15 protein-coding genes are annotated in these 22,756 nt (G+C 70.6%); 4 read left to right on the forward strand and 11 right to left on the reverse strand.

The window, feature by feature from the left end; genetic code table 11:
* Window positions 1-3 precede the first annotated feature (3 nt).
* The gene (locus tag ACWDRW_RS27730) at window positions 4-4,938 is read right to left on the reverse strand and encodes an NAD-glutamate dehydrogenase (protein WP_451727046.1); all 4,935 of its coding nucleotides are present in this window, start codon (window positions 4,936-4,938) and stop codon (window positions 4-6) included.
* 591 nt (window positions 4,939-5,529) lie between these two features.
* Between ACWDRW_RS27730 and ACWDRW_RS27735 the strand changes: the two genes are divergently transcribed.
* The gene (locus ACWDRW_RS27735) at window positions 5,530-6,096 is read left to right on the forward strand and encodes a DJ-1/PfpI family protein (RefSeq protein ID WP_451727048.1); all 567 of its coding nucleotides are present in this window, start codon (window positions 5,530-5,532) and stop codon (window positions 6,094-6,096) included.
* A gap of 135 nt (window positions 6,097-6,231) precedes the next feature.
* Here the strand turns inward: ACWDRW_RS27735 and ACWDRW_RS27740 are convergent, their stop codons facing one another.
* Together ACWDRW_RS27740 and ACWDRW_RS27745 are read right to left on the reverse strand one after the other, a co-directional pair.
* The gene (locus tag ACWDRW_RS27740) at window positions 6,232-6,900 is read right to left on the reverse strand and encodes an HAD family hydrolase (RefSeq protein WP_451727051.1); all 669 of its coding nucleotides are present in this window, start codon (window positions 6,898-6,900) and stop codon (window positions 6,232-6,234) included.
* 160 nt (window positions 6,901-7,060) lie between these two features.
* Complete coding sequence (locus ACWDRW_RS27745; protein ID WP_451727054.1) at window positions 7,061-7,576, reverse strand: DUF6912 family protein; 516 nt, start codon at window positions 7,574-7,576, stop codon at window positions 7,061-7,063.
* 327 nt (window positions 7,577-7,903) lie between these two features.
* Between ACWDRW_RS27745 and ACWDRW_RS27750 the strand changes: the two genes are divergently transcribed.
* On the forward strand, window positions 7,904-8,461 hold the full coding sequence (locus ACWDRW_RS27750) for an Rv3235 family protein (RefSeq protein ID WP_451727057.1): 558 nt from the start codon (window positions 7,904-7,906) through the stop codon (window positions 8,459-8,461).
* Between the two features lie 172 nt (window positions 8,462-8,633).
* Here ACWDRW_RS27750 and secA read toward each other — a convergent pair whose 3' ends face one another.
* A complete protein-coding gene (gene secA / locus ACWDRW_RS27755) occupies window positions 8,634-11,480 on the reverse strand; it encodes a preprotein translocase subunit SecA (protein WP_451727059.1) in 2,847 nt (948 codons plus the stop codon).
* Between the two features lie 242 nt (window positions 11,481-11,722).
* Between secA and ACWDRW_RS27760 the strand changes: the two genes are divergently transcribed.
* Complete coding sequence (locus ACWDRW_RS27760; protein ID WP_451727062.1) at window positions 11,723-12,295, forward strand: GNAT family N-acetyltransferase; 573 nt, start codon at window positions 11,723-11,725, stop codon at window positions 12,293-12,295.
* A gap of 151 nt (window positions 12,296-12,446) precedes the next feature.
* Window positions 12,447-13,619: a winged helix-turn-helix domain-containing protein gene (locus ACWDRW_RS27765; RefSeq protein ID WP_451727065.1), complete on the forward strand. Its 1,173-nt coding sequence runs from the start codon at window positions 12,447-12,449 to the stop codon at window positions 13,617-13,619.
* A 5-nt stretch (window positions 13,620-13,624) separates the two neighbouring features.
* On the opposite strand, the gene ACWDRW_RS27770 is transcribed toward ACWDRW_RS27765, so the two are convergent.
* The 7 genes from ACWDRW_RS27770 to mtnA all read right to left on the reverse strand — a co-directional run bounded on the left by ACWDRW_RS27770 (window position 13,625) and on the right by mtnA (window position 22,755).
* Window positions 13,625-14,368 (reverse strand): response regulator, encoded by a 744-nt coding sequence (locus ACWDRW_RS27770; protein ID WP_451727067.1) that lies wholly within the window; start codon window positions 14,366-14,368, stop codon window positions 13,625-13,627.
* Window positions 14,369-14,570: 202 nt separating this feature from the next.
* On the reverse strand, window positions 14,571-15,263 hold the full coding sequence (gene hpf, locus ACWDRW_RS27775; protein ID WP_451727069.1) for a ribosome hibernation-promoting factor, HPF/YfiA family: 693 nt from the start codon (window positions 15,261-15,263) through the stop codon (window positions 14,571-14,573).
* A 315-nt stretch (window positions 15,264-15,578) separates the two neighbouring features.
* Entirely contained in the window at window positions 15,579-16,604 is a 1,026-nt protein-coding gene (locus ACWDRW_RS27780) for a ComF family protein (RefSeq protein WP_451727072.1), read from the reverse strand.
* A 271-nt stretch (window positions 16,605-16,875) separates the two neighbouring features.
* Complete coding sequence (locus ACWDRW_RS27785; RefSeq protein ID WP_451727075.1) at window positions 16,876-18,708, reverse strand: LpqB family beta-propeller domain-containing protein; 1,833 nt, start codon at window positions 18,706-18,708, stop codon at window positions 16,876-16,878.
* Window positions 18,698-20,755 (reverse strand): MtrAB system histidine kinase MtrB, encoded by a 2,058-nt coding sequence (gene mtrB, locus ACWDRW_RS27790; RefSeq protein WP_451727077.1) that lies wholly within the window; start codon window positions 20,753-20,755, stop codon window positions 18,698-18,700. Before mtrB ends, ACWDRW_RS27785 begins: the two co-directional genes overlap by 11 nt.
* 1 nt (window position 20,756) lies before the next feature.
* Entirely contained in the window at window positions 20,757-21,446 is a 690-nt protein-coding gene (gene mtrA / locus ACWDRW_RS27795) for a two-component system response regulator MtrA (RefSeq protein ID WP_015659998.1), read from the reverse strand.
* 166 nt (window positions 21,447-21,612) lie between these two features.
* Window positions 21,613-22,755: an S-methyl-5-thioribose-1-phosphate isomerase gene (gene mtnA / locus ACWDRW_RS27800; RefSeq protein ID WP_451727080.1), complete on the reverse strand. Its 1,143-nt coding sequence runs from the start codon at window positions 22,753-22,755 to the stop codon at window positions 21,613-21,615.
* Window position 22,756 lies beyond the last annotated feature (1 nt).

Raw genomic sequence — 22,756 nt, forward strand, 5'->3', positions numbered from 1 at the left:
CGACTACGAATGCGTCCGCAGCAGGGTGCGCATCGTCCGCATCGCCACCGAGAGGTTGGCGAGGTCGAACGTCTCCGAGCCCTGGATCTCCTCCAGGGTTGTGCGCGCCCGGCCGAGGATCGCCGCGTTCTTCTCCTCCCACGCCTTGAAGCGCTGCTCCGGGGTGGAGGTGCCGTTGCCGACCGCGAGGACGTCCGAGGTCAGCGCCGCGTGGGCCGCGTACAGGTCCTCGCGGATGGAGGCGCGGGCCATGGACTGCCAGCGGTCGTTGCGCGGCAGTTCGATGATGCGGTCCATGAGCTGGGTGATCCGCAGCCGGTCGGCGAGGTCGTAGTAGACCTCGGCCACGTCCAGCGGTTCCTTGCCCATGCGGTCGGCCACCGAGACGATGTCGAGCGCCGGGAAGGCGGAGGAGAACCCGGCCACGCGGGTGGCCAGTTCGTCCGGGACACCGACGCCGGACAGCTCGTCGTAGATCTGCTGGTACCACTCCAGGTCCGCGCCGCGCAGCAGCTTGGGCAGCTGCTGCCACACCTGCTCGACCCGCTCGCCGAAGAACTCGACGTTCTCGGTGAGCTGGATCGGCTGCGGGCGGTTGTTGAGCAGCCAGCGCGTGCCGCGCTCCACCAGCCGGCGCGAGTGCAGCCGGATCCGGGTGAGCACATCGGCCTCGACCTGGTTGTCCAGGGCCTCGACCGCGTCCCACACCGGCGCCGAGCGGAAGATCGCGCGGGCGGCGGTCTGCGCCCGGACGATCTCCTCCAGGGAGGCCCCGGTCTCCTCGCGCAGGCGGTGCAGATACGTCGTACCACCGGTGTTGACCGTGTCGTTGACCAGCACGGTCGTGGTGATCTCACGGCGCAGCGGATGGGTGTCGATGTGCTCGGGGAACCGCTCGCGCAGCGCGCTCGGGAAGTACGCGTCGAGCAGCCCGCGCAGGTAGGGATCGTCCGGGAGCGAGGTGTGCAGCAGCTCCTCGGCGACCGTGATCTTCGTGTACGCCAGCAGCACGGCCGTCTCCGGGCCGGTCAGGCCGTGTCCGGTGCCGAGCCGCTCACGGATCTGGCGGTCGGTGGGCAGGAACTCCAGGGCCCGGTCGAGGGCGCCCTCGCGGACCAGGTGGCGCATGTAGCGCTGCTGGGCGTGGAGCATGTCCTTGGACTGGGCGAGGGCGTTGGCGATCGCCGTGTTCTGCGCGTAGTTGTTGCGCAGGACCAGCCGGCCGACCTCGTCGGTCATCTCCGCGAGCAGCTTGTTGCGCTGCTTGACGGTCATGTCGCCGTCGGTGACCAGGCTGTTGAGCAGGATCTTGATGTTCACCTCGTGGTCGGAGGTGTCCACGCCCGCGCTGTTGTCGATGGCATCGGTGTTGATCTTGCCGCCGTGCCGGGCGAACTCGATCCGGCCGAGCTGGGTCAGACCCAGGTTGCCGCCCTCGCCGACGACCTTGACCCGCAGCTCGGCGCCGTCGACGCGGATGGGGTCGTTGGCCTTGTCGCCGACGTCGGCGTTCGACTCGGTGGAGGCCTTGACGTACGTGCCGATGCCGCCGTTCCACAGCAGGTCCACCGGCGCCTGCAGGATCGCCTTCATCAGGTCGGCCGGCGTCATCTTGGACACCTTGCCCTCGATGCCCAGGGCCTCGCGGATGTGCGCGTTGACGGGGATCGCCTTGGCGGACCGCGGGAAGACGCCGCCACCGGCCGAGATCAGGTCGGTGTCGTAGTCGGCCCAGCTGGAGCGCGGCAGCTCGAACAGGCGGCGGCGCTCGGCGTAGCCGGTGGCCGCGTCCGGGTTCGGGTCGATGAAGATGTGCCGGTGGTCGAAGGCGGCGACCAGGCGGATGTGCTCGCTGAGCAGCATGCCGTTGCCGAACACGTCACCGGACATGTCACCGATGCCGACGACCGTGAAGTCCTCGGTCTGGGTGTCCACGCCCAGCTCGCGGAAGTGCCGCTTGACGGACTCCCAGGCGCCGCGGGCGGTGATGCCCATGCCCTTGTGGTCGTAACCGGCCGAGCCGCCGGAGGCGAAGGCGTCGCCGAGCCAGAAGTTGTAGCTCTCGGCGACCTCGTTGGCGATGTCGGAGAAGGTCGCGGTGCCCTTGTCGGCGGCGACCACGAGGTAGGTGTCGTCCTCGTCGTGGCGGACGACGTCGGCGGGCGGGACGACCTCCCCGGCCACCATGTTGTCGGTGATGTCGAGCAGCGCCGAGATGAACGTCTTGTAGCTGGCGATGCCCTCGGCGAGCCACGCGTCCCGGTCCACGGACGGGTCGGGCAGCTGCTTGGCGACGAAGCCGCCCTTGGCGCCGACCGGCACGATGACGGTGTTCTTCACCATCTGCGCCTTCACCAGACCGAGGATCTCGGTGCGGAAGTCCTCACGCCGGTCGGACCAGCGCAGACCGCCTCGCGCGACCTTGCCGAAGCGCAGGTGCACACCCTCCACCCGCGGCGAGTACACCCAGATCTCGAACGCCGGACGCGGCGCCGGCAGGTCCGGGATGGCCTGCGGGTCGAACTTCATGGAGACGTAGTCGTGCGGGGCGCCGCCCGCCGCCTCCTGGAAGAAGTTGGTGCGCAGGGTCGCCTTGATCACGGTGAGGAAGGACCGCAGGATCCGGTCCTCGTCCAGGCTCGCCACCTGGTCCAGGGCCGCGTCGAGCTCTTCGAGCAGGGCGTCCACGATCTCGTGCCCGGCGCGCTGGCGGTCCGGCGACATCCGCGCCTCGAACAGGGAGACGAGGAGCCGGGTGGTGTGGACGTTGTTGCGGAGGGTGTCCTCCATGTAGTCCTGCGAGAACGTGGATCCGGCCTGGCGCAGGTACTTCGCGTACGCCCGCAGGACCATCGCCTGGCGCCAGTTCAGCCCGGCGCTCAGCACCAGCGCGTTGAAGCCGTCGTTCTCGGCCTGTCCGGTCCAGGTGGCGGCGAAGGCCTCCTGGACGCGCTCGCGGGCGTCGTCGCCGGCGTAGTCGCCGCTGCCGTTCTGCGCCTTCGGCATGCGCAGGCCGAAGTCGTAGATCCAGGCCACCGTGCGGTCCGAGCAGCGCAGCTCGTAGGGGCGCTCGTCGATCACCTCGACGCCGAGCCGGTTGAGCACCGGCAGGACGGCGGACAGGGAGATGGCCGCGCCCTTGCGGTAGATCTTGAAGCGGCGCTCCTCGGGGGCGGCGCCGACCGGCTCGTACAGGCTGAGCGCGAAGTTGTTGTCCTCGGTCAGCTGCTCGATGTGGACCAGGTCGGAGACGGCCGAGCGCGGGGTGTGGTCGGCCTTGTAGCCCTCGGGGAAGGCGTTGCCGTAGCGGCGCATCAGTTCGGCGGCGCGCTCCTCGCCCAGCTCGGCGTTGAGCGCGTCGGCGAAGCCGTCGGCCCAGGAACGCGCGGCCTCGACCAGGCGGGCCTCGATGCGCTCCTTGTCGGCGTCGCTGAGCTGCGGCAGCTCGGTGCCCTGCGGGACACGGACCACGAAGTGCAGCCGGGACAGGATCGACTCGGTGTTCCAGGCGGTGAAGTCGACGCTGGTGCCGCCGAGCTCCTCCTTCAGGATGTCGATGATCCGAAGCCGGACGCCGGTGGTGTAGCGGTCGCGGGGCAGGTAGACGAGGGCGGAGTAGTAGCGGCCGTACTCGTCCTGGCGCAGGTACAGGCGCAGGCGCCGGCGCTCCTGGAGGTACAGGACGCTGGTGACGATCGCCTGCAGCTCACCGACGGGCGTCTGGAAGAGCTCGTCGCGCGGGTAGGTCTCCAGGATCTGGAGCAGGTCGCGGCCGTCGTGGCTGTTGGGCGAGAACCCGGCGCGCTTGAGCACGTCGGCGACCTTGCGCCGGATGACCGGGACGCGGCGGACGGACTCGGTGTAGGCGGCCGAGGAGAACAGACCGAGGAAGCGCCGCTCGCCGACGACATTGCCCTCGCTGTCGAACTTCTTGACGCCGATGTAGTCCAGGTACGAGGGCCGGTGGACGGTGGCGCGGCTGTTGGCCTTGGTGAGGACCAGCAGCTTGTGCTCGCGGGCCTTGGCGCGGGCGTCGGCGGGCAGCCGCTCGAAGGAGGGGCTGACGGGGTGGGCGTCCGCGCCGGCGTGGTGCGGGTCCGAGCGCAGTATGCCGAGCCCGGTGCCGGGGACGGCGGCGAGGGAGTCGTCCTCGCGCAGCTCGTACTCCCGGTAGCCCAGGAAGGTGAAGTGGTCGGCGGCCAGCCACTGCAGCAGCTCGCGCGCCTCCTCGACCTCGGGGCCGGGCAGATCGCCGGGCACGTGCTCCTCGGCGAGGTCCTCGGAGAGGCGGATCGAGGCGTCCCGCATCTTCTCCCAGTCCTCGACGGCCTCCCGTACGTCGGACAGGACGCGCAGCAGATCGGCGGTGATCTGCTTCAGGTCGGCCTTGTCGGTCTCCCGGTCGATCTCGACGTGGATCCAGGACTCGGTGTGCGCGTCGTGCGGGCGGTCGGCGGCGGCCGGAGGGCCGGGGAGCACCTCGACGAGCTTGCCGGTGACGTCGCGGCGGACGACGACCTGGGGGTGGATGACGACGTGGATCCCACGACCCTGCCGGGTCAGCTCATTGGTGACCGAGTCGACCAGGAAGGGCATGTCGTCGGTGACGACCTCGACGATGGAATGGCTGCACGCCCATCCGTTCTCCTCGACGGTGGGTGTGAGGACCCGCACGTTGGCCGTTCCCTGCGGGCGGGTCTCGGCCAACCGGTAGTGGGAGAAGGCGGCTCCGAAGACATCGACCGGGTCACGGTCGGTGAGGTCCTCCGGGGCGGTGTGCAGGTAGTAACGCTGGAGGAACGAGAGCACGGTGTCCCGGTCCGGGGTGGCCTCGCCCGTGGTCCCAGTCGGTAGGTGCCCCCCGACCGGGCTGTTCTCAGCTACCCGGGCGGCCCTCTCGAGCAGCTCGGCCTTTGCTTCGTCCAGCTTGGTCTGCATTGTCCTCTGGCTCCTGTCGCGCGCCGTTGCGTGACGTAGAAGAAAGTACGGTCCCGTCCCCTCCGACGTAACGTCGCGACGCGGGGTGTCCGGTCTGCTTCGACGCTATGCCGCGAGGTGAGATGAGCGGGGGGATATCAGCCAAAATCGCCGTGCCCCGTGGGTGTGACACTGCTCTCCGCACTGCCGACACCACGGGGTTGCGCGCCACGGCGGGAACCCACCCGCGAAGACCAGCGACCACCGCCCGGCCACGGATGTCATCCGTGCTCACCGGGCGCAGGGCGGAGGCACCGAGGCCCCCGCGAGCTATCGCGCTGATCACGCCACAAGGCTATCGCTGATTACCGGGGGCCCGTCATGAGCCGTATGTGTACAAAACCAGGGGTCGAAGTTTGACGTTCTGCACAGTGCCGGGTGCCGGGGGGGTGCCGCAGCGCGACTCGGCGGCACCCCGGGCGGGGTCACCCCCACACCGCCCGGGGTCACCCCACCGGCGCAGGCCCTCTTGGCAAGGCCCGCCGGCCGAGGCACGTTGCCAGAGAGTCCGACACAGCCGCAGTCCACGGCCGAGCAGGGGAGCGCACCGACATGACAGCCAAGATCCTCATCGTCACCGGCGACGCAGCGGAGTCACTGGAGGTCCTGTACCCCTACCAACGCCTCCGCGAGGAGGGCTACGACGTCCACATCGCCGCCCCCACCCGCAAGAAGCTCCAGTTCGTCGTCCACGACTTCGAGCCCGGCTTCGACACCTACACCGAGAAGCCCGGCTACACCTGGCCCGCAGACCTCGCCTTCGCCGAGGTGGACCCCGGCGACTACGCCGCCGTGGTCATCCCCGGCGGCCGGGCCCCCGAGTACCTCCGCAACGACCCCGAACTCCGCAAGATCCTCAAGTCGTTCTTCGACGCCGACAAGCCCGTCGCGCAGATCTGCCACGGCCCCCTGCTCACGGCCGCCATCGACGGCCTGCGAGGCCGCCGCGTCACGGCGTACCCCGCGCTGGAACTCGACATGCAGGCCGCCGGCGCCACCTTCCAGGACGCCGAGGCCGTGGTCGACGGCACCCTCGTCTCCTCCCGGGCCTGGCCGGACCACAGCGCCTGGATGCGGGAGTTCCTGACGGTGCTCCGCGCGAAGGCGCCGGTGACCTGACCCGAGACGCGGGGCGGCGCGGCCGAGGGGGCGGCTTGGCCGAGGAGACGGCTCGGCTGGCGAGTGACGTGGCTTGCGGGCTGCGGGCTGCGGGCTGCGGGCTGCGAGGGGCCTGCGGGCGCCCCGGCCGACCGGCTACGCCGCCAGCCGCTCCGCCTCTTCGACCGCCTCGCTCAGGGAGTCGACCACCGGCACGCCCACGCCCTCCAGGCTGGCGCGGCTGTGCGAGCCCCCGGTGTACAGCACGGCCCGCGCCCCCACGTGCAGCGCCGCCACCGCGTCGTCGGCCGCGTCCCCGATCACGACGGTCCGCGCCGGGTCCACCACTCCGCCCAGCGCCTCGAGATGCCGCACCATGTGCTCGGCCTTGCTTCCGCCGGACGGTCCGGTCCGCCCGTCCACCCGTATGAAGTGCGCCTCGATCCCGAATCCCCGCACCAGCGGGACCAGTTCCTCGTGCACGTACATGCTGAGGATCGACTGACTGCGCCCGGCCGCGCCCCAGCCGGTCAGCAGCTCGGTGACCCCCACGGTCAGCTCGCACCGCACCCGGTGCTCGGCGTAGTACCGATGGAAGGTCTCGTCCATGACCACCCACTCGGCGTCGGTGGGCAGCCGCCCCAGCAGCCGCTCGTAGAACTTCGGCACCGGCACGCAGTACAGCGCCCGGTACTGCTCCAGCGTGATCGGCTCGAGCCCCAGCTCGCCGAATGCCGCGTTCGTCGCCCCGATGATCGCGTCGTTGTCGTGGAACAGCGTCCCGTTCCAGTCCCAGACGATGTGCGCCCCTGTTCGCTTCCCCATGACGAAAAACGGTACCCGCACCCACCGACAATCAAGAGAACCGCAGGTCAAAGAAGGGAAGCCAGGAGCGGGACGGTCGCCTCAGCCGTCGTCCTTCAGCACACTCGCCTCAGCCGCCCGGATGCATGGCGCCGGCCTCAGCCGATCCATGACGCCCGCCTCAGCCGCCGGACGCCACCAGGTTCGCGATCTCCTGCGTGGCGTACCACAGCAGCTCGTGGTCCTCCGTTTCGTCCACCACGAACTGGGCGTCCTCGTCCCCGCCGTCCGCCGCCGCCAGTGCCTCGACCGCGGCCGTGACGTCGTCCTCCGCGTCCCCGCCGTCGACATGCACCGACGCCGCCTTGGCCAGCGGCACCGCCCCCGCGACGCGCACCTCGCCCAGCGCCGCCGGATCCAGCCCACGGTCCGGGTCGGCAGCGGCGGCGCCGTCCGGCACGTCCACGGCGACCACGACCCGGCGTCGCGGCGCTCCGGAGTCCGCCGCCAGCAGCCGCAGCGACGCCGCCGCGGCCCGGTTCAGGGCCGCGTACTCCAGCTCCTCGATGTCGTCGGAGACGTACCACTCGCGCAGGGCCGGTGTGACGGCGTAGGCGAGCAGCGACCCGCCTCCCAGTTCGCCCGTCTTGTACGCCTCGGCGAGACCGGGAAGGGTCAGGGGGACGTAGACGCGCATGGCTGGCCGCTTTCGTGGTCGGAGGCTCCGGGCTGCCCCGGAGAGGGCGTTTCCGCACCTCCCGAAGGGCCTTCAGGATACGTGCGGCCGTCCCCTTTCGAGCCCCCGGCCACCCCCCGCCGGCCGTCCACCCCGGTCCGGAAACTCACCCGCCGCACCGCCGAAGTGGCGGGTTCGAGCGCCCCGAGGTCATCCGGATAGGTGAACCTTTCGGGCCCCGTGACCCGTGCCCGCCCGTGCTTGCCGCCTCCGTCACGACCCCGTACAAGATCCCCAACCGCAAAGTTACCGCCCGGTACGGTCCGGGCCGACCCACGGGGGCACCCCATGAACAAGGTCATGACGAGGGCGAAGAACCACCCCGGCGCCCGCCCGCCGGGCCGCCGCGACCCCCGCCGCCCCGGCGGCGCCCCGCCCCGCACACCGAACGGCGGCGGGCCCCGCGAACAGCGCGCGGCGACGACCACGGCCACCACGCGGGAGACCACCCCCTCGGTACCACCCCAGACCCCGCGCCGGCCGGTCCCGCCCGCCGTGCCCCAGCCCCGCCCCACCGAGGTCTTCGCCGACCGCCTCCTCGCCGTACTGAGCGGCCGGCGCCCGGTCCACTACATGCTCCGGCACACCGCGGGCCGCGCCTACGACGATCTGGCCTGGCTCGCCGAGCGCGGCCCCCTGCGCACCCTGCGCGGCAGCAGCCCGGTGATCCGCGACATCGGCTACTACGTCCCCTCCCCCGGCGCCATCGAGGTCTTCGCCCGCATCGGCGCCGACGACCGCCTGCGCGCCATGGCCTTCCGCCTGGAGCAGGGCCCGGACCTGCGCTGGCGCTGCACGGCGGTGGAACTGGGCGGCCCGGCCAGGCCGCGCGCGGACGACGACTGAGGGTGCCGTACGGCTCCGACGACCGCCGCGCACCCCGCCCCGCAGCCCCGCCCACTGTGCGGCCCGCCCCACCGCCGCCCTCACGGCCGTACGGCCTCATGCCGAAGGGCCGGGCCCCTGACGGGTGACCCGGCCCTCCCGGCCGCTAAGACGCCCTCCGGGCGCCGCGTGCCTACTTCTTACGGCGCCGACCGCCACGGGACTGCTTGCGGCGCTCCGCGCGGGTGAGGCCGTCGGCCTCCGAGCGCACCGGCTCGCCGTCGTCGGACCAGTCGCTCTCGACGGTGCCGCCCGCGCCGTCCACGGTGGGCGCGGAGAGGTGCAGGTTCCGCCGCTGCGGGGCGTCGAGGCCCTTCGCGCGGATCTCCGGGCGGGCGCCCGCCTGCGCCGGAACAGCGTCCTGCGCGCTCTTCTCCAGCGTCGGCTTGGTGTCCTCGACCGGGACCTCCTCGACCTGCTGCTCGACCTGGACCTCCAGGTTGAACAGGTAGCCGACGGACTCCTCCTTGATGCCCTCCATCATGGCCTGGAACATGTCGAAGCCCTCGCGCTGGTACTCGACCAGCGGGTCCTTCTGCGCCATCGCGCGCAGGCCGATGCCCTCCTGGAGGTAGTCCATCTCGTAGAGGTGCTCGCGCCACTTGCGGTCCAGGACCGACAGCACGACCCGGCGCTCCAGCTCACGCATGATCTCGGAGCCGAGCTGAGCCTCCCGCGCCTCGTACTGGGCGTGGATGTCGTCCTTGATGGCCTCGGAGATGAACTCGGCGGTCAGCCCGGCCCGGTCGCCGGCCTCCTCCTCCAGCTCGTCGATGGTGACCTTCACCGGGTAGAGCTGCTTGAAGGCGCCCCACAGCCGGTCCAGGTCCCACTCCTCGGCGAAGCCCTCGGCGGTCTCGGCGGTGATGTACGCGTCGATCGTGTCGTCCATGAAGTGCTGGACCTGCTCGTGCAGATCCTCGCCCTCCAGGACGCGGCGGCGCTCACCGTAGATGACCTCACGCTGGCGGTTGAGAACCTCGTCGTACTTCAGGACGTTCTTGCGCGTCTCGAAGTTCTGCTGCTCGACCTGCGACTGCGCGGAGGCGATCGCGCGCGTGACCATCTTGTTCTCGATCGGCACGTCGTCCGGGACGTTCGCCATCGACATCACGCGCTCGACCATCTGCGCCTTGAACAGACGCATCAGGTCGTCGCCCAGCGACAGGTAGAAGCGGGACTCGCCCGGGTCGCCCTGACGACCGGAACGACCGCGCAGCTGGTTGTCGATACGACGCGACTCGTGCCGCTCGGTGCCGAGGACGTAGAGGCCGCCGAGCTCCTCGACCTCCTCCTTCTCGGCCTTCACGGCCTGCTCGGCCCGCTCCAGGGCGGCCGGCAGGGCGTGCGCCCACTCCTCGATGTGCTCCTCGGGGTCGAGGCCGCGCTGGCGCAGCTCCGCCTCGGCGAGGTCCTCGGGGTTGCCGCCGAGCTTGATGTCCGTACCACGGCCGGCCATGTTGGTGGCGACGGTGACGGCACCCTTGCGGCCGGCCTGGGCGACGATGGTCGCCTCACGGTCGTGCTGCTTGGCGTTCAGCACCTCGTGCTGGACACCGCGCTTGCTCAGCTGCTGCGAGAGGTACTCGGACTTCTCGACCGACGTCGTGCCGACGAGGATCGGCTGGCCCTTCTCGTGCTTCTCGACGATGTCGTCGACGACCGCCTCGAACTTCGCGACCTCGGTGCGGTAGATCAGGTCCGACTGGTCCTTGCGGATCATCGGCCGGTTCGTCGGGATCGGCACGACGCCCAGCTTGTAGATCTGGTGGAACTCGGCGGCCTCGGTCATCGCCGTACCGGTCATGCCGGACAGGCCGGGCTCTTCCTTGCCGTCGTGGTCGTGACGCTTGTAGAGGCGGAAGAAGTTCTGGAGGGTGATCGTGGCGAGCGTCTGGTTCTCGTCCTTGATGTCCACCCCTTCCTTCGCCTCGATCGCCTGGTGCATGCCCTCGTTGTAACGGCGGCCCGCGAGGATACGGCCGGTGTGCTCGTCGACGATCATGACTTCGCCGTCCATGACGACGTAGTCCTTGTCCTTCTTGAAGAGCTCCTTGGCCTTGATGGCGTTGTTCAGGTAGCCCACCAGAGGGGTGTTCACCGACTCGTAGAGGTTGTCGATGCCCAGCCAGTCCTCGACCTTGGAGACGCCGGACTCGTGGATCGCGACGGTGCGCTTCTTCTCGTCGACCTCGTAGTCGCCGGTCTCCTCGATGCCCTTGAGCTGGTTGCCGGGCTCGCCCCGCTTCAGACGGGTGACCAGCTTGGCGAAGTCGCCGTACCACTTGGTGGCCTGGTCGGCCGGGCCGGAGATGATCAGTGGCGTACGGGCCTCGTCGACGAGGATGGAGTCGACCTCGTCGACGATGGCGAAGTTGTGGCCGCGCTGGACGAGCTCGTCCTTGGACCACGCCATGTTGTCGCGCAGGTAGTCGAAGCCGAACTCGTTGTTCGTGCCGTAAGTGATGTCGCAGTTGTACTGCTCGCGGCGCTGGGCCGGCGTCATGTTGGCGAGGATGCAACCGACGGACAGACCCAGGAACTTGTGGACGCGGCCCATCATCTCGGAGTCGCGCTCGGCCAGGTAGTCGTTCACCGTGATCAGGTGAACGCCCTTGCCGGACAGCGCGTTCAGATACGCCGGAAGCGTGCCGACGAGGGTCTTGCCCTCACCGGTCTTCATCTCGGCCACATAGCCGAGGTGGAGGGCGGCGCCACCCATGATCTGCACGTCGTAGTGACGCTGGCCGAGGGCGCGCTTGGCGGCCTCGCGGACGGTGGCGAACGCCTCGGGGAGCAGGTCGTCCAGGCTCTCACCGTCGGCGTACCGCTGCTTGTACTCCTCGGTGAGGGCTCGCAGCTCGGCGTCGGAGAGGTCGACGAAGTCCTCTTCGATGGAGTTGACCTGGTCCGCGATGCGGTGCAGCTTGCGCAGGATCTTGCCTTCGCCTGCACGCATGATCTTCGAGAGGACGGACACGGGGGTTGGTCTCCTTGCCGGTCGGGCCTGGGACGGTCGGTTTCCATTTGACTTGACTGAGCAACGGCCATCGTATGCGAGGACCCCGCCACGCCGGGAGGCCTGCCGTCTCTTCGAAGGGGACAACGGACGGGCGCCGCGAATGGTGCCGCGCGACGCCGACGAATTGCGCGAAGTGTGATGACCCGCTCACGCACGGCAAATATCTGGCACGTCCGACCGACCCCGAGCAGAATCGGCCGATGGACCCCGTGACGCTGACCACCGACCGCCTGCTGCTGCGCCCGGTCGGCCCGCGCGACACCGACGCCGTCTACCGCGCCGTTCAGGACCCCGACATCCAGCGCTGGACCACGATCCCCTCGCCCTACCTCCCCGAACACGCCGTCAGCTTCACCGAACAGCTCGTCCCCGACGGCTGGGCCGACGGCACCATGTTCACCTTCGGCGTCTTCCTCCCCGAGGGTGAGGACCTGGTGGGCATGCTGGGCCTGACCATGCGCGCGCTGTGCGTGGCGGAGATCGGCTTCTGGACGGCGAAGGAACACCGAGGCCAGGGCTACATGTGCGAAGCGGTTCTCACGGCCGCCCGCTGGTCCTTCACCCAGGCCTGCGTCGACCGCCTGGAATGGCGGGCGGAGGTGGGCAACACCGCCTCCCGCGCGGTGGCGGAACGCACCGGCTTCACCATCGAGGGCACCCTGCGCTCCGGAATCAACAACAAGGGCGTACGCAGAGACTGCTGGCAGGGCTCCCTGCTCCCCTCCGACCTGGGCCTGCCCTCGACGGCCCCGTACCTCCCACCACGGCCGTAGCAACGAAGTTCGCGGCGGCCGGCGGTGGCGTGCACGGGCCACGCGACCGCGGGCGGGAGCCGCGGGCGAGCCCCGGCCGAGGGACCGACCGCCACTGTTCAAACCCCCAGCTCACCCCGCGTTGTCAGTGCCGGCCCCTATCGTGCGAGCCATGACGACCCCGCGCCCCACCACCGATCTCTCGGCAGACGAGGCCCGCCGCATCGCCCTGCGCGCCCAGGGCCTCCTCGGGACCCCCGACCGCCGCTCCGGCGTCCGCGGCATCCTCCGGCACCTCGGCGCGGTCCAACTCGACACCATCTCCGTCCTGGCCCGCTCCCACGAGCTCATCCCCTACGCCCGCCTGGGCGCGGTGGGCCGCACCACGGTCGAACAGGCCTACTGGAAGGACACCCACGCCTTCGAGTACTGGTCCCACGCCGCCTGCATCCTCCCCATCGAGGAATGGCCCCACTTCGCCTTCCGCCGCCGCGCCTACCGCAACCGCCCCCACTGGGGTCACGACCTCCCCGAGGGCGCCTACGACCAGGTCATCAAGCAACTCACCACCGAAGGCCCCCTCACCGCCACCGAGTTGGGCGGCGCGAAGAAGACGGCCGACTGGTGGGACTGGTCCGGCTCCAAGGTCGCCGTGGAACGCGCCCTGATGTACGGCGAGGTCGTCTGCGTGGAGCGCCGCGGCTGGAAGCGCGTCTACGACCTCGCGGAACGCGCCATCCCGGCCTCGCTGCTGCACGACGACCTCGACGACGCCGAATGCCTGCGCCGCCTGGTGCGCCTCGCCGGGCAGTCCCTCGGCGTCGGCACCCGCGCGGACATCGCCGACTACCACCGCCTCAAGGGCGAACAGGTCGACGCGGTGATCGCCGACTCCGGCCTGGTCCCGGTCACGGTGCAAGGGTGGGCCAAACCGGCCTGGGCGGACCCGCAAGCCCTGGCCACCCCGCCGCGGGGCCGCCACCGCACGACCCTGCTGTCCCCCTTCGACTCCCTGATCTGGGAGCGGGCACGCACCGAGCGGATCTTCGGCTTCACCCACCGCCTGGAGGCCTACGTCCCCCGGCAGAAGCGCGTCCACGGCTACTTCGCGATGCCGGTCCTGGCGGGCGGCCGGCTCGTCGGCCGCGTGGATCCGGCCCGCGAGGGCCGCACGCTCGTTGCCAAGCAAGTCACGCTGGACGGCCCTAAGGCGGTCCCGGCGGTGGCCCAGGCTTTGGTGGAGGCGGCGAGCTGGGTGGACTGCACCGACGTACGCGTGGAACGCGTCGACGCCCCGGAACTGCGCGAGCCCCTCACCCAGGCCCTCGCCGCCCTGACCGCCTGACCCGCCTAGCGGATCTCGAGGATCTTCTCCCGCATCGCGTAGACCACGGCCTCCATCCTGGAGTGCAGCTGCAGCTTCTCCAGGATGTTGCGCACATGGTTCTTCACGGTGTTCTCCGAGATGAACAACTCCTTCGCGATGTCGCGGTTGTTCATCCCCGTGGCGACCAGCTTCAGCACCTCCAGCTCACGGTCCGTCAGCCGCGGCGCCGGAACCAGCCGCCGCTCGTCCGTCCGCTGGATCATCGACTTGAACTCGGTGAGCAGCTTCGAGGCCATCGACGGGCTGATCTGAGACTGCCCGTCGGCCACCGCACGAATGGCGGTGGACACCTCGTCCGTGGAGATCTCCTTCAGGAGATAGCCGGTCGCCCCCGCCTTGATCGCGTCGTAGAGGTCGGCCTCCTCGTCGCTGATCGTCAGCATGATGATCTTGGCACTGGGGGCCACCTCCTTGATGGAGGTACAGGCCTCGATCCCGCCCCGCTTGGGCATCCGCACGTCCATCAGGACGATGTCGGGCAGCAGGTCGGCGGCCTTGTCGACGGCCTCGGCGCCGTCCCCCGCCTCCCCGACGACCTGGATGTCCTCCTCGGCCGCGAGCACGATCTCCAGTCCACGACGGAAGAGGGCGTGGTCGTCCACGACGAGGACTCTGATCGGCTCCTTGCGTGAAGAGCCCGTGTCCGAGCCCGAGCCGACGACGCCGTCGGCGTCCTCGTCCCGCATCGGTCCGAAGGTGTCCGCCATCGTTCCTCCCCCTGAAGGCTGTGGCTGGTCAGGTGCCATCGCCAACCCAAGGCAGCGGCCCACCGGTTGGGCCGGTGCGGCCATGATTTCATGCCCGGACCGCGCCGCGGTCACAGAGCGGGGCGCCAACAGGTCGCACACCGGTGCCCCTGGGGGCGCACACGCGCTCCAGGGGCACCTGCCCGCTCGTCAGCCGGGTGGCTCAGCCGCCCAGCGTGCCACCCGCTGCCTGGGTCTCCCCCTCGGCCACCATCGGGTCGGTGTTGAGGTGGATGACGCCGTAGTCGTAGGCGTGCCGCCGGTAGACGACACTGGGCTCCTTGGTCTCGGAGTCGATGAACAGATAGAAGTCGTGCCCGACCAGCTCCATCTCGTAGAGGGCCTGGTCCAGGGTCATCGGGGAGGCGACGTGCGTCTTCTCGCGTACGACGAGGGGTCCCTCACCCTTCACTTCCAGCGAACCGATCTTCTTGGTGGGAACGCCGTCCGACTCTTCCTCCTGGAAGGTGTGGCCGTTCCCGTTCAGCGTCGCCGCGCCCGGAACGTGGTCGGGGACTTCGGCAGCCGTGAGCCGGCGCGCGCCTCGGCGCGAGTAACGCTTGTCGTGCTGCTTGCGCAGCCTGGCGTCCAGCTTCTCCGCCGCCAGGTCCAGCGCCGCGTACGGATCGCTGGCCGCCGCCTCCGCCCGGATCACCGGACCGCGGGAGCGAAGCGTGATCTCCACTCGGTCGGAGCGGTCGGCCTGTCGGGGGTTCGGCTCCTTGGACACCTCGACGTCGAGGCTGATCACCTTGCCGTCGAGCTTCTGGATCTTCTCCAGCTTCAGCTTCTCGGCCACGTGCTTGCGGAACCGCTCGGGCACCTCGGTCTTGCGGCCCTTGACGACGATGTCCACGCAGAACTCCGTTCCCGGATCGCTCCGCTGCAGCGGCGGAGCATCTCCCTTTTGCACCAGGCTCCGGCGAACCCCGGAACCTCGGACTCGGTGACGTCCACCTCCTCCTCCCCCATGGGCAAGATCTCCACCCCGCCGGCTCGGGTGAATACGGAAAACCCGCAGCGCGGCATTCGGATATGAGAGGGATGGCCTGCGCCTTTCTCTCACAACCGAACATATCTCGCCCGGACGGATGTCGTCACCCTCTACAGCGGCGTACCTCCGTTCAGGTGAATTGGTCCTCTCATTACCTGCAACGATGCAAGTTCACAGTCAGTTCCGGTTTATTTCGAAAGCATCCGGTGAAGCCGCGACGACCGCCGCGCACATGACCTCACCTGCGCGTACACCGCCCGCCATTCCCGGCACCCCGTGCCTCCGCACTGTCTCCGGCGTCACTTCCGAACACCGTTCCTCTCTCTCTTCCCGACTTCCCGCCGGGCACACCGCCGTTGCGCAATCCCGGGGTCCGATCGTGGGGCCGAGCGTGGGGCCGATCGAGTGTGCGGGCGGTGGTCCGGCCGGGCGGTCGTGCGCAACTGGTCCCGGGTGGGGCGGTGGAGAGCCTTCCGCTGTCCCCAGTCGCGCGGTGGCGGCGGATCCGGGGCCCCGCCCCGCCCCTTCCCACCCACCCCGCCCCACGCCCTCCCGCACCGCCCGAGCCGCCTCCGTCAGCGACGCGCCGGTCGTCATCAGGTCGTCCACGAGCACGACCGGACCACCGCCCAGCAGCCGCTCCCCACCCAGCGCCACGGCGAGCGCGCCCGCCAGATTGTCCGACCGCTGGCGGGAGTTGAGGCCCGACTGGTCGGCCACCGCGCGCCGCTGCCGCAGTACGGCGAGCACGCGCGCCGGCGTCCCGGCCCGCCGCAGCTCTGCCGCCGCCGCGAGCGCGATCCGCCGCGCAGGATCATGCCCCCGCGCCCGGACGGCCCGCGGCGCCGACGGCACCGGAACCAGCAGCACGGGCAGCCCACCGCCGACCGACCCCGGCCCCGGCCCCGCGCCGAGCCCCGCCCGCACGGCTCCCGCCAGCGCCACCCCGAGCGGTGCCGCCAGCGCCAGCGCGCCCCTCTCCTTGTGGGCCAGCACCACGGCCCGCACCTCGTCCGCGTACCGGGCCGCCGCGTGCACGACCGGCAACCCGGGCGGCTCCGGATCCGGTCGCACCCGGCTCGGCGCGGCGCCGCTCAAGGCCGTACGGCACTCCGGACAGAGCACCGTACGAGGCCTCCCGCAGCCTCCGCACTCGGCCGGCAGCACCAGATCGGTGAGGTCCTGCCACCACCACCCCCGCATGGCCACCACTGTGCCAACCGGGCCGCCCGCCTGCCACCCCTGTGGATAACCGCCTGTGGATAACTCCGGCGGCCTTGAGGACGGCCTCGAGAGCAGCCTCCAGAGCGGCCGTGGAAGCCCACGGTGGGACCACCGGAGCACCAGACCACCGGACCACCGGACCACCGGACCACCGGAAAGAAAAGACGGCCGCCCCGTTCAGGAGCGGCCGCCCACACAGCCAGGGCGCCCGGCAGGCACCGTATTCGGGTCATCCCGGAAGACTTCCGGGTCACCCCGGATAAACCGGCGCCGTCCCGTCCTTGACGACCTTCTGCCACTGCGCGCCGGACTGCAGCCGCACGATGCCGTCCTCCGAGTACGCCACCAGCGGCACCTGATCGTCCTCCGTCGCCGCGATCTCCTTCACCCCGGTCAGCGCGGCGGGCGCCGGCCCCTCCGGCGTGGATCCGTCGACCTGGACGTACCGCACCGTCTGCACGCCGTCCTGTTCCCGCCCCACGGCCACGAGCCGGCTGTCGCCCGCCCAGGACACGGTGGTGACCTCCTCCAACCGCGGTGTCGCGGAACGCAGTTCCATCACCGAGACGGTCGGCCGGTCCTCCCCGGGCTTCGACTCGCGCTCGATCCGCCCGATGAGCAGGGACGACTTGTCGCCCTTGGCCACGACGAGCGCGATCCGCACGCCGTCGGCGGCCACTCGCACCGACTTGATCCGGCCGTCCAGCCCCGGCGTTCGCACCTCCAGCGGCTCACCCGCGCCGTTCTCCAGCAGGAACAGCTTCGGGTCGGCCGGGTTGCGGTCGGCGACCCACAGATCGTGCTGGGCGTCCCAACTGGGGGCCGTCAGCCGGTCGTCCTCCGTCCTGCCGGTACTGCGCAGCACCGGCTCTCCGAGCGACCCTCCCGACACCAGCGAGCCGACGTACAGTGCCCGGCCGTCCAGGCCGACCCCGGCCGCCATCTCCTCGTCCCGTGAGACCGCGGCGGACCGCAGCGGGGTCTGCCCCTCGCCCAGCGCGCCCGGCACCGGCTCCGGCGTCCCGGCGCTCTCCTCGGCGGACATCCGGACCAGCCGGTGCTTGTCGTCGACGAAGTACAGGTACTCGACGTGCTCCGTCGACCCCCGCGCGGCGGTGGACTCGGCCCGGTCGGAGGTGCACAGCTGCCGGTCGCCCGACTCCAGTTCGACCTCGTCAACCGAGGGGGTGAGGCTGCGCAGGGTGAACAGGAGCTGGGCCGCCATCTCGGTGCACCTGTTCAGACCGACGCGGGCCGCCTTGTCGTTCAGCGGCACGGTCAGCCTGTTCTGCTCGTCCGGCGTCAGCGTGGTGACGCCCTTCTCCAGGGCCGTACCGGTGGGGAAGCTCGTCCTGACCACGGGCTCGAGCAGGGTGGTGGGGCCCTTCAGCAATGAACGCACCATCTGCGTCATGGGGTCGACGCGTTCCCGGACGTACACCGGATCGGCGACCGCCGTGGTCTGCCGGCCGGTCCCGGCCGCGGTGTTCGAGGCGAAGTAGTACTTGTTGACCGACGTGTAGTTGCGCTCGAAGTCGCCCTGCCCCATCACGACGCCCGGCGGCAGCTGGTCGATGCGCCACTGCTTGGTCTTCGGGTCCTGCGTGAGATGCAGCAGCGTCTCGTACAGCCCGTCCGCCGGGGCGTACGACTGCTGCTCGTCGACCGTGGCCACCTTGGTCCCGCTCAGCGTGAACGAGGTCTCCCCGGTCTCCTCCCGCCCTCGCGCCCTGGGCAGCTCGAAGGCGTCGGGGCCGTCCGCGAGGACCGTGGTGCCCGTCTTGGGCCGCCAGGTCTTGGCCGCGTCCTTGGTCAGATACTGGCTCGCGATCTCATAGTTCGGATCGTCGCTGGTCAGCGCCTCGAGAAAGCCCTGCACCAGCTGCGTGGGCGTGGCGTCCTCCGAGGGCGGCATCGCGAAGACCCGCACCTGGGTGTCCTGACGCGGAGTGGAGTCCACGCCGCTCAGATCGCCGCTGTCGGGCATCGAGGCGCACCCCGCCAGCAGTACGGCGCCACAGGCGGCGTACGCCACCGCGCGCCCCGGCCTGCGCCGGGTGCCCCCCTCGCGGTCAGCGCCCACGAAATGCCTCCCCTTGCCTGCTCGGGCCCTCCGGCGGCCCGGTGTCCTCGCCGCGCGCCTCGTCCCCGGCGGGCGCGTCGTCCTGTCGTCGCGGCGCCGCGGCGGGCCGGGGCACCACTCGCGCGCCGTTGCCCGGCAGCGCCGTCGGATCCGCCGTGGGGGCCACGGAGGCCATCCTGGACGCTATCGGGTCGCGCGACGGCACCGAGGACGGGTCTCCCGTCGTCTGCGCCGGCACCGTGGCGCTCTTCTCCACGCGCGCGATGCCCGCGTCGTCGAGTCCGCGGTTGCGGCGCGAGTCCTTCGGCTCCAGCGGTATCGGGGAGCCCCTGAGCGGCTCGTCCGCGGTCCGCGGCAGCGTCAGCCGGAACTGCGAGCCGCCGCCGGGCTCGCCCCAGGCCTGCAGCCAGCCGCCGTGCAGCCGGGCGTCCTCCAGGGCGATGGACAGCCCCAGACCCGTACCGCCGGTGGTACGCGCGCGTGCCGGGTCGGCCCGCCAGAAGCGGCTGAACACGCGCGTGGCCTCACCGGGCTTGAGCCCGACGCCGTAGTCGCGCACCGCGACGGCGACCGCCCCGCCCGCCGAGGCGAGCTTGACGACGACGTCCCGGCCCTCGCCGTGCTCCACGGCGTTGACGACGAGATTGCGCAGCACCCGCTCCACGCGCCGGGCGTCGGCCTCGGCGACGACGGGCTGCTGGTCGCCCACCACCCGGATCGTGGTGCCCTTGCGCTCGGCGAGCGGCTCGGCCCCGCTGACCACCCGTCGGACGACCTCGCGCAGATCGATCGGCTCGGCCTCCAGCGCCGCCGCGCCCGCGTCGAACCGGCTGATCTCCAGCAGGTCCGCGAGCAGCGACTCGAACCGGTCCAGCTGGTCGGCGAGCAGTTCCGCCGAGCGAGCGGTCACCGGGTCGAAGTCCTCCCGCGCCTCGTGGATGACGTCGGCGGCCATGCGTACGGTCGTCAGCGGTGTCCGCAGCTCGTGCGAGACGTCGGAGACGAAGCGTCGTTGCATCCGCGACAGGTCCTCCAGCTGCTGGATCTTCAGCTGAAGGTTCTGCGCCATCTTGTTGAAGGCCTCACCGAGCCGCGCGATGTCGTCCTCGCCGGTGACCTTCATACGCTCCTGAAGGCGCCCGGCGGACAGCCGCTCGGCGATCCCGGCCGCCATCCGCACCGGCGTGACGACCTGGCGCACGACGAGCCAGGCGATGGCCCCGAGGAGTACGACGACGAAGAGCCCGGCGGTCGCGAGCGTGCCCTTGACCAGGCTCAGCGACTTCTCCTCCTGGGTGAGCGGGAAGAGGTAGTACAGCTGGTACGGGTCGCCGTTGGGGTCGTTGACCTGCTTGCCGATGACGAGGGCGGGCTGGGACTCCTTGTCGGCGTTGTAGATGATGCGCGTGTAGCTCTGTGCCGCCGCGGTGTCGCTGTCGATCCGGTCCCGCAGGTTCTCGGGCACGCTGGCGCTGGGATCGACGTAGTTGGAGGCGCGCGGGCCGCGGCCACCACCGGTGTCCCCGCCGGAGGGCAGGGTCACCACCTCGAAGGCACCCTGGCCACCGCTGGACAGCGACTCCACCAGATCGCTCATCCATTCGATGACGTTCTGCTCGGAGCGACCGTCGGCGGCGGTGCCGTCGGCACCGGCCCGGACGGCCTCTTCCTCCGCCTTCTGCTTGGCCGCGGCGAAACCGCCCGTGGCCTGGCTCTGCGAGGCGTTCACCTTGGCGTCCAGCAGGCCGTTGCGCACCTGCCCGATGACCACGAAGCCCAGCAGCAGCACGACGCCCAGCGACATCAGCAGGGTCGTGACGACGACTTTCAGCTGGATGTTGCGCCGCCACAGCCGCATGACGGGCAGCAGCGGCCGGCGTATCCAGCGCATGAACAACCTCAGGACAGGGCTGCCCTGAACCCCGCCCTGGAGCAGCCCGCCCTCCAGGAACCGTCCCCAGCGGGAGCCTGCCGTCCCCCGGCCGACAGGCCGCCCCCCGCGGGTCCCGGAGCGTCCGGGCGCCGAAGCGGCACTGTCACCGGACATGTCAGCTCGGCCCCGCCTTGTAACCGACACCACGGACGGTCACCACGATCTCCGGCCGCTCCGGGTCCTTCTCGACCTTGGACCGCAGCCGCTGCACATGGACGTTGACCAGGCGGGTGTCGGCGGCGTGCCGGTAGCCCCACACCTGCTCCAGCAGGACCTCGCGGGTGAACACCTGCCACGGCTTGCGCGCGAGCGCGACCAGCAGATCGAACTCCAGCGGCGTCAGCGCTATCGACTGCCCGTCCCGCTTGACGGAGTGTCCGGCCACGTCGATGACCAGGTCGCCGATGGCGAGCTGTTCCGGCGCCGGCTCCTCCGACCTCCTGAGCCGCGCCCGGATCCGGGCGACCAGTTCCTTCGGCTTGAACGGCTTCACGATGTAGTCGTCCGCGCCCGACTCCAGGCCCACGACGACGTCGACGGTGTCGCTCTTGGCCGTGAGCATCACGATCGGCACACCCGACTCGGCCCGGATCAGACGGCACACCTCGATGCCGTCCCGCCCGGGCAGCATCAGGTCGAGCAGCACCAGATCGGGCTTGGTCTCACGGAAAGCGGCCAGCGCCTTGTCGCCGTCAGCTACGAAAGACGGCTCGAAACCTTCACCACGCAGCACAATGCCGAGCATCTCGGCCAGTGCGGTGTCGTCGTCGACGACAAGGACTCGTCCCTTCATAAACGACATCATCCCATTCTCGTAACAGTGACCGGGGCGCTGGTGAGAAGGGTCACTGGCCTGTGACGATAGTCGTACGAGGTCGCTACTGTCTGCCCTCGTCCATCGATCTTGAGGTCGACGGTGGGCGCCGACGGCCCGCGCGAAGCCGGCCGCCGGCGCGGATGACCACGCGGCGTCAGCCGATCGTCACCTGCCGCGACCGGGCACACACCTCGGCCAGCGCCTCAGCCGTCACGGGCGACACCACACCCTCCTCCGTCACGATGGCCGTCACCAGCTCCGGCGGCGTCACATCGAAAGCCGGGTTATACGCCTGCGTCCCCAGCGGGGCCACCGGTATCCCCCCACCTGGGCCGGTCATTGGCACATGCGGCGCGGTCACCTCGGTCACCTCGAACCCGGCCCGCTGCTCCACCTCGATGGACGCCCCGTCCGGCGTGTCCGGGTCCACCGTCGTCACCGGCGCCACCACGATGAACGGCACATGGTGGTACCGCGCGAGCACCGCGAGCGGATAGCTGCCCACCTTGTTCGCCACCGACCCGTCCGCCGCGATCCGATCGGCCCCGATCAGCACCGCGTCCACCTCACCGGCCGCGAAGAGCGAACCCGCCGCGTTGTCCGTCAGCAGGGTGTACGCCATCCCGCTGCGCGCGGCCTCGTACGCGGTCAACCGGGCGCCCTGCAGCAGGGGACGCGTCTCGTCCACCCACAGCCGTCGCAGCTGCCCCGCCCGGTGCGCCGCCAGCGCCACCGCGAACGCGGTGCCCTCCCCGCCCGACACCAGTGAGCCGGTGTTGCAGTGGGTGAGGATCCGGTGCCCGCCGCCGGGCAGCAGCTCGTCCAAGAGAGCCAGACCTCGCTCGGCCATTCGTGCGCTGGCCTCGGCGTCGTCCTGATGGAGCTTCCGCGCGGCGGCCAGTGCCGCCTCGGCCGCCATTCCCACGTCTCCGCCGCGGGCCAGCTCGGCCTGGTAGGCGGCCTGCGCCCTGCGTACCCCGACGGCGAGATTCACCGCGGTGGGCCGGGCACCCGCGAGCGCGTCCGCCGCGTCGTCCACCTCGTACCCGCGCGCGGCGGCGAGCGCGACACCGTACGCCCCCGCGATCCCGAGCACGGGTGCCCCGCGCACGGCGAGCGAACGGATCGCCTCCACCAGCATCGGCGCATCCGTACAGACCAGTTCGACCTCCTCTGCGGGCAGCCTCGTCTGGTCGAGAAGGACCAGTACGGGGCCTTCGGGTGGCTCTTCCCAACGGATCACCGGAATCTCGGTCGGCCGCTTGTCCTCGCCGGATCGCGCGTGCTGATCAGCCATG

The organism is Streptomyces sp. NPDC003635 (assembly GCF_053587635.1).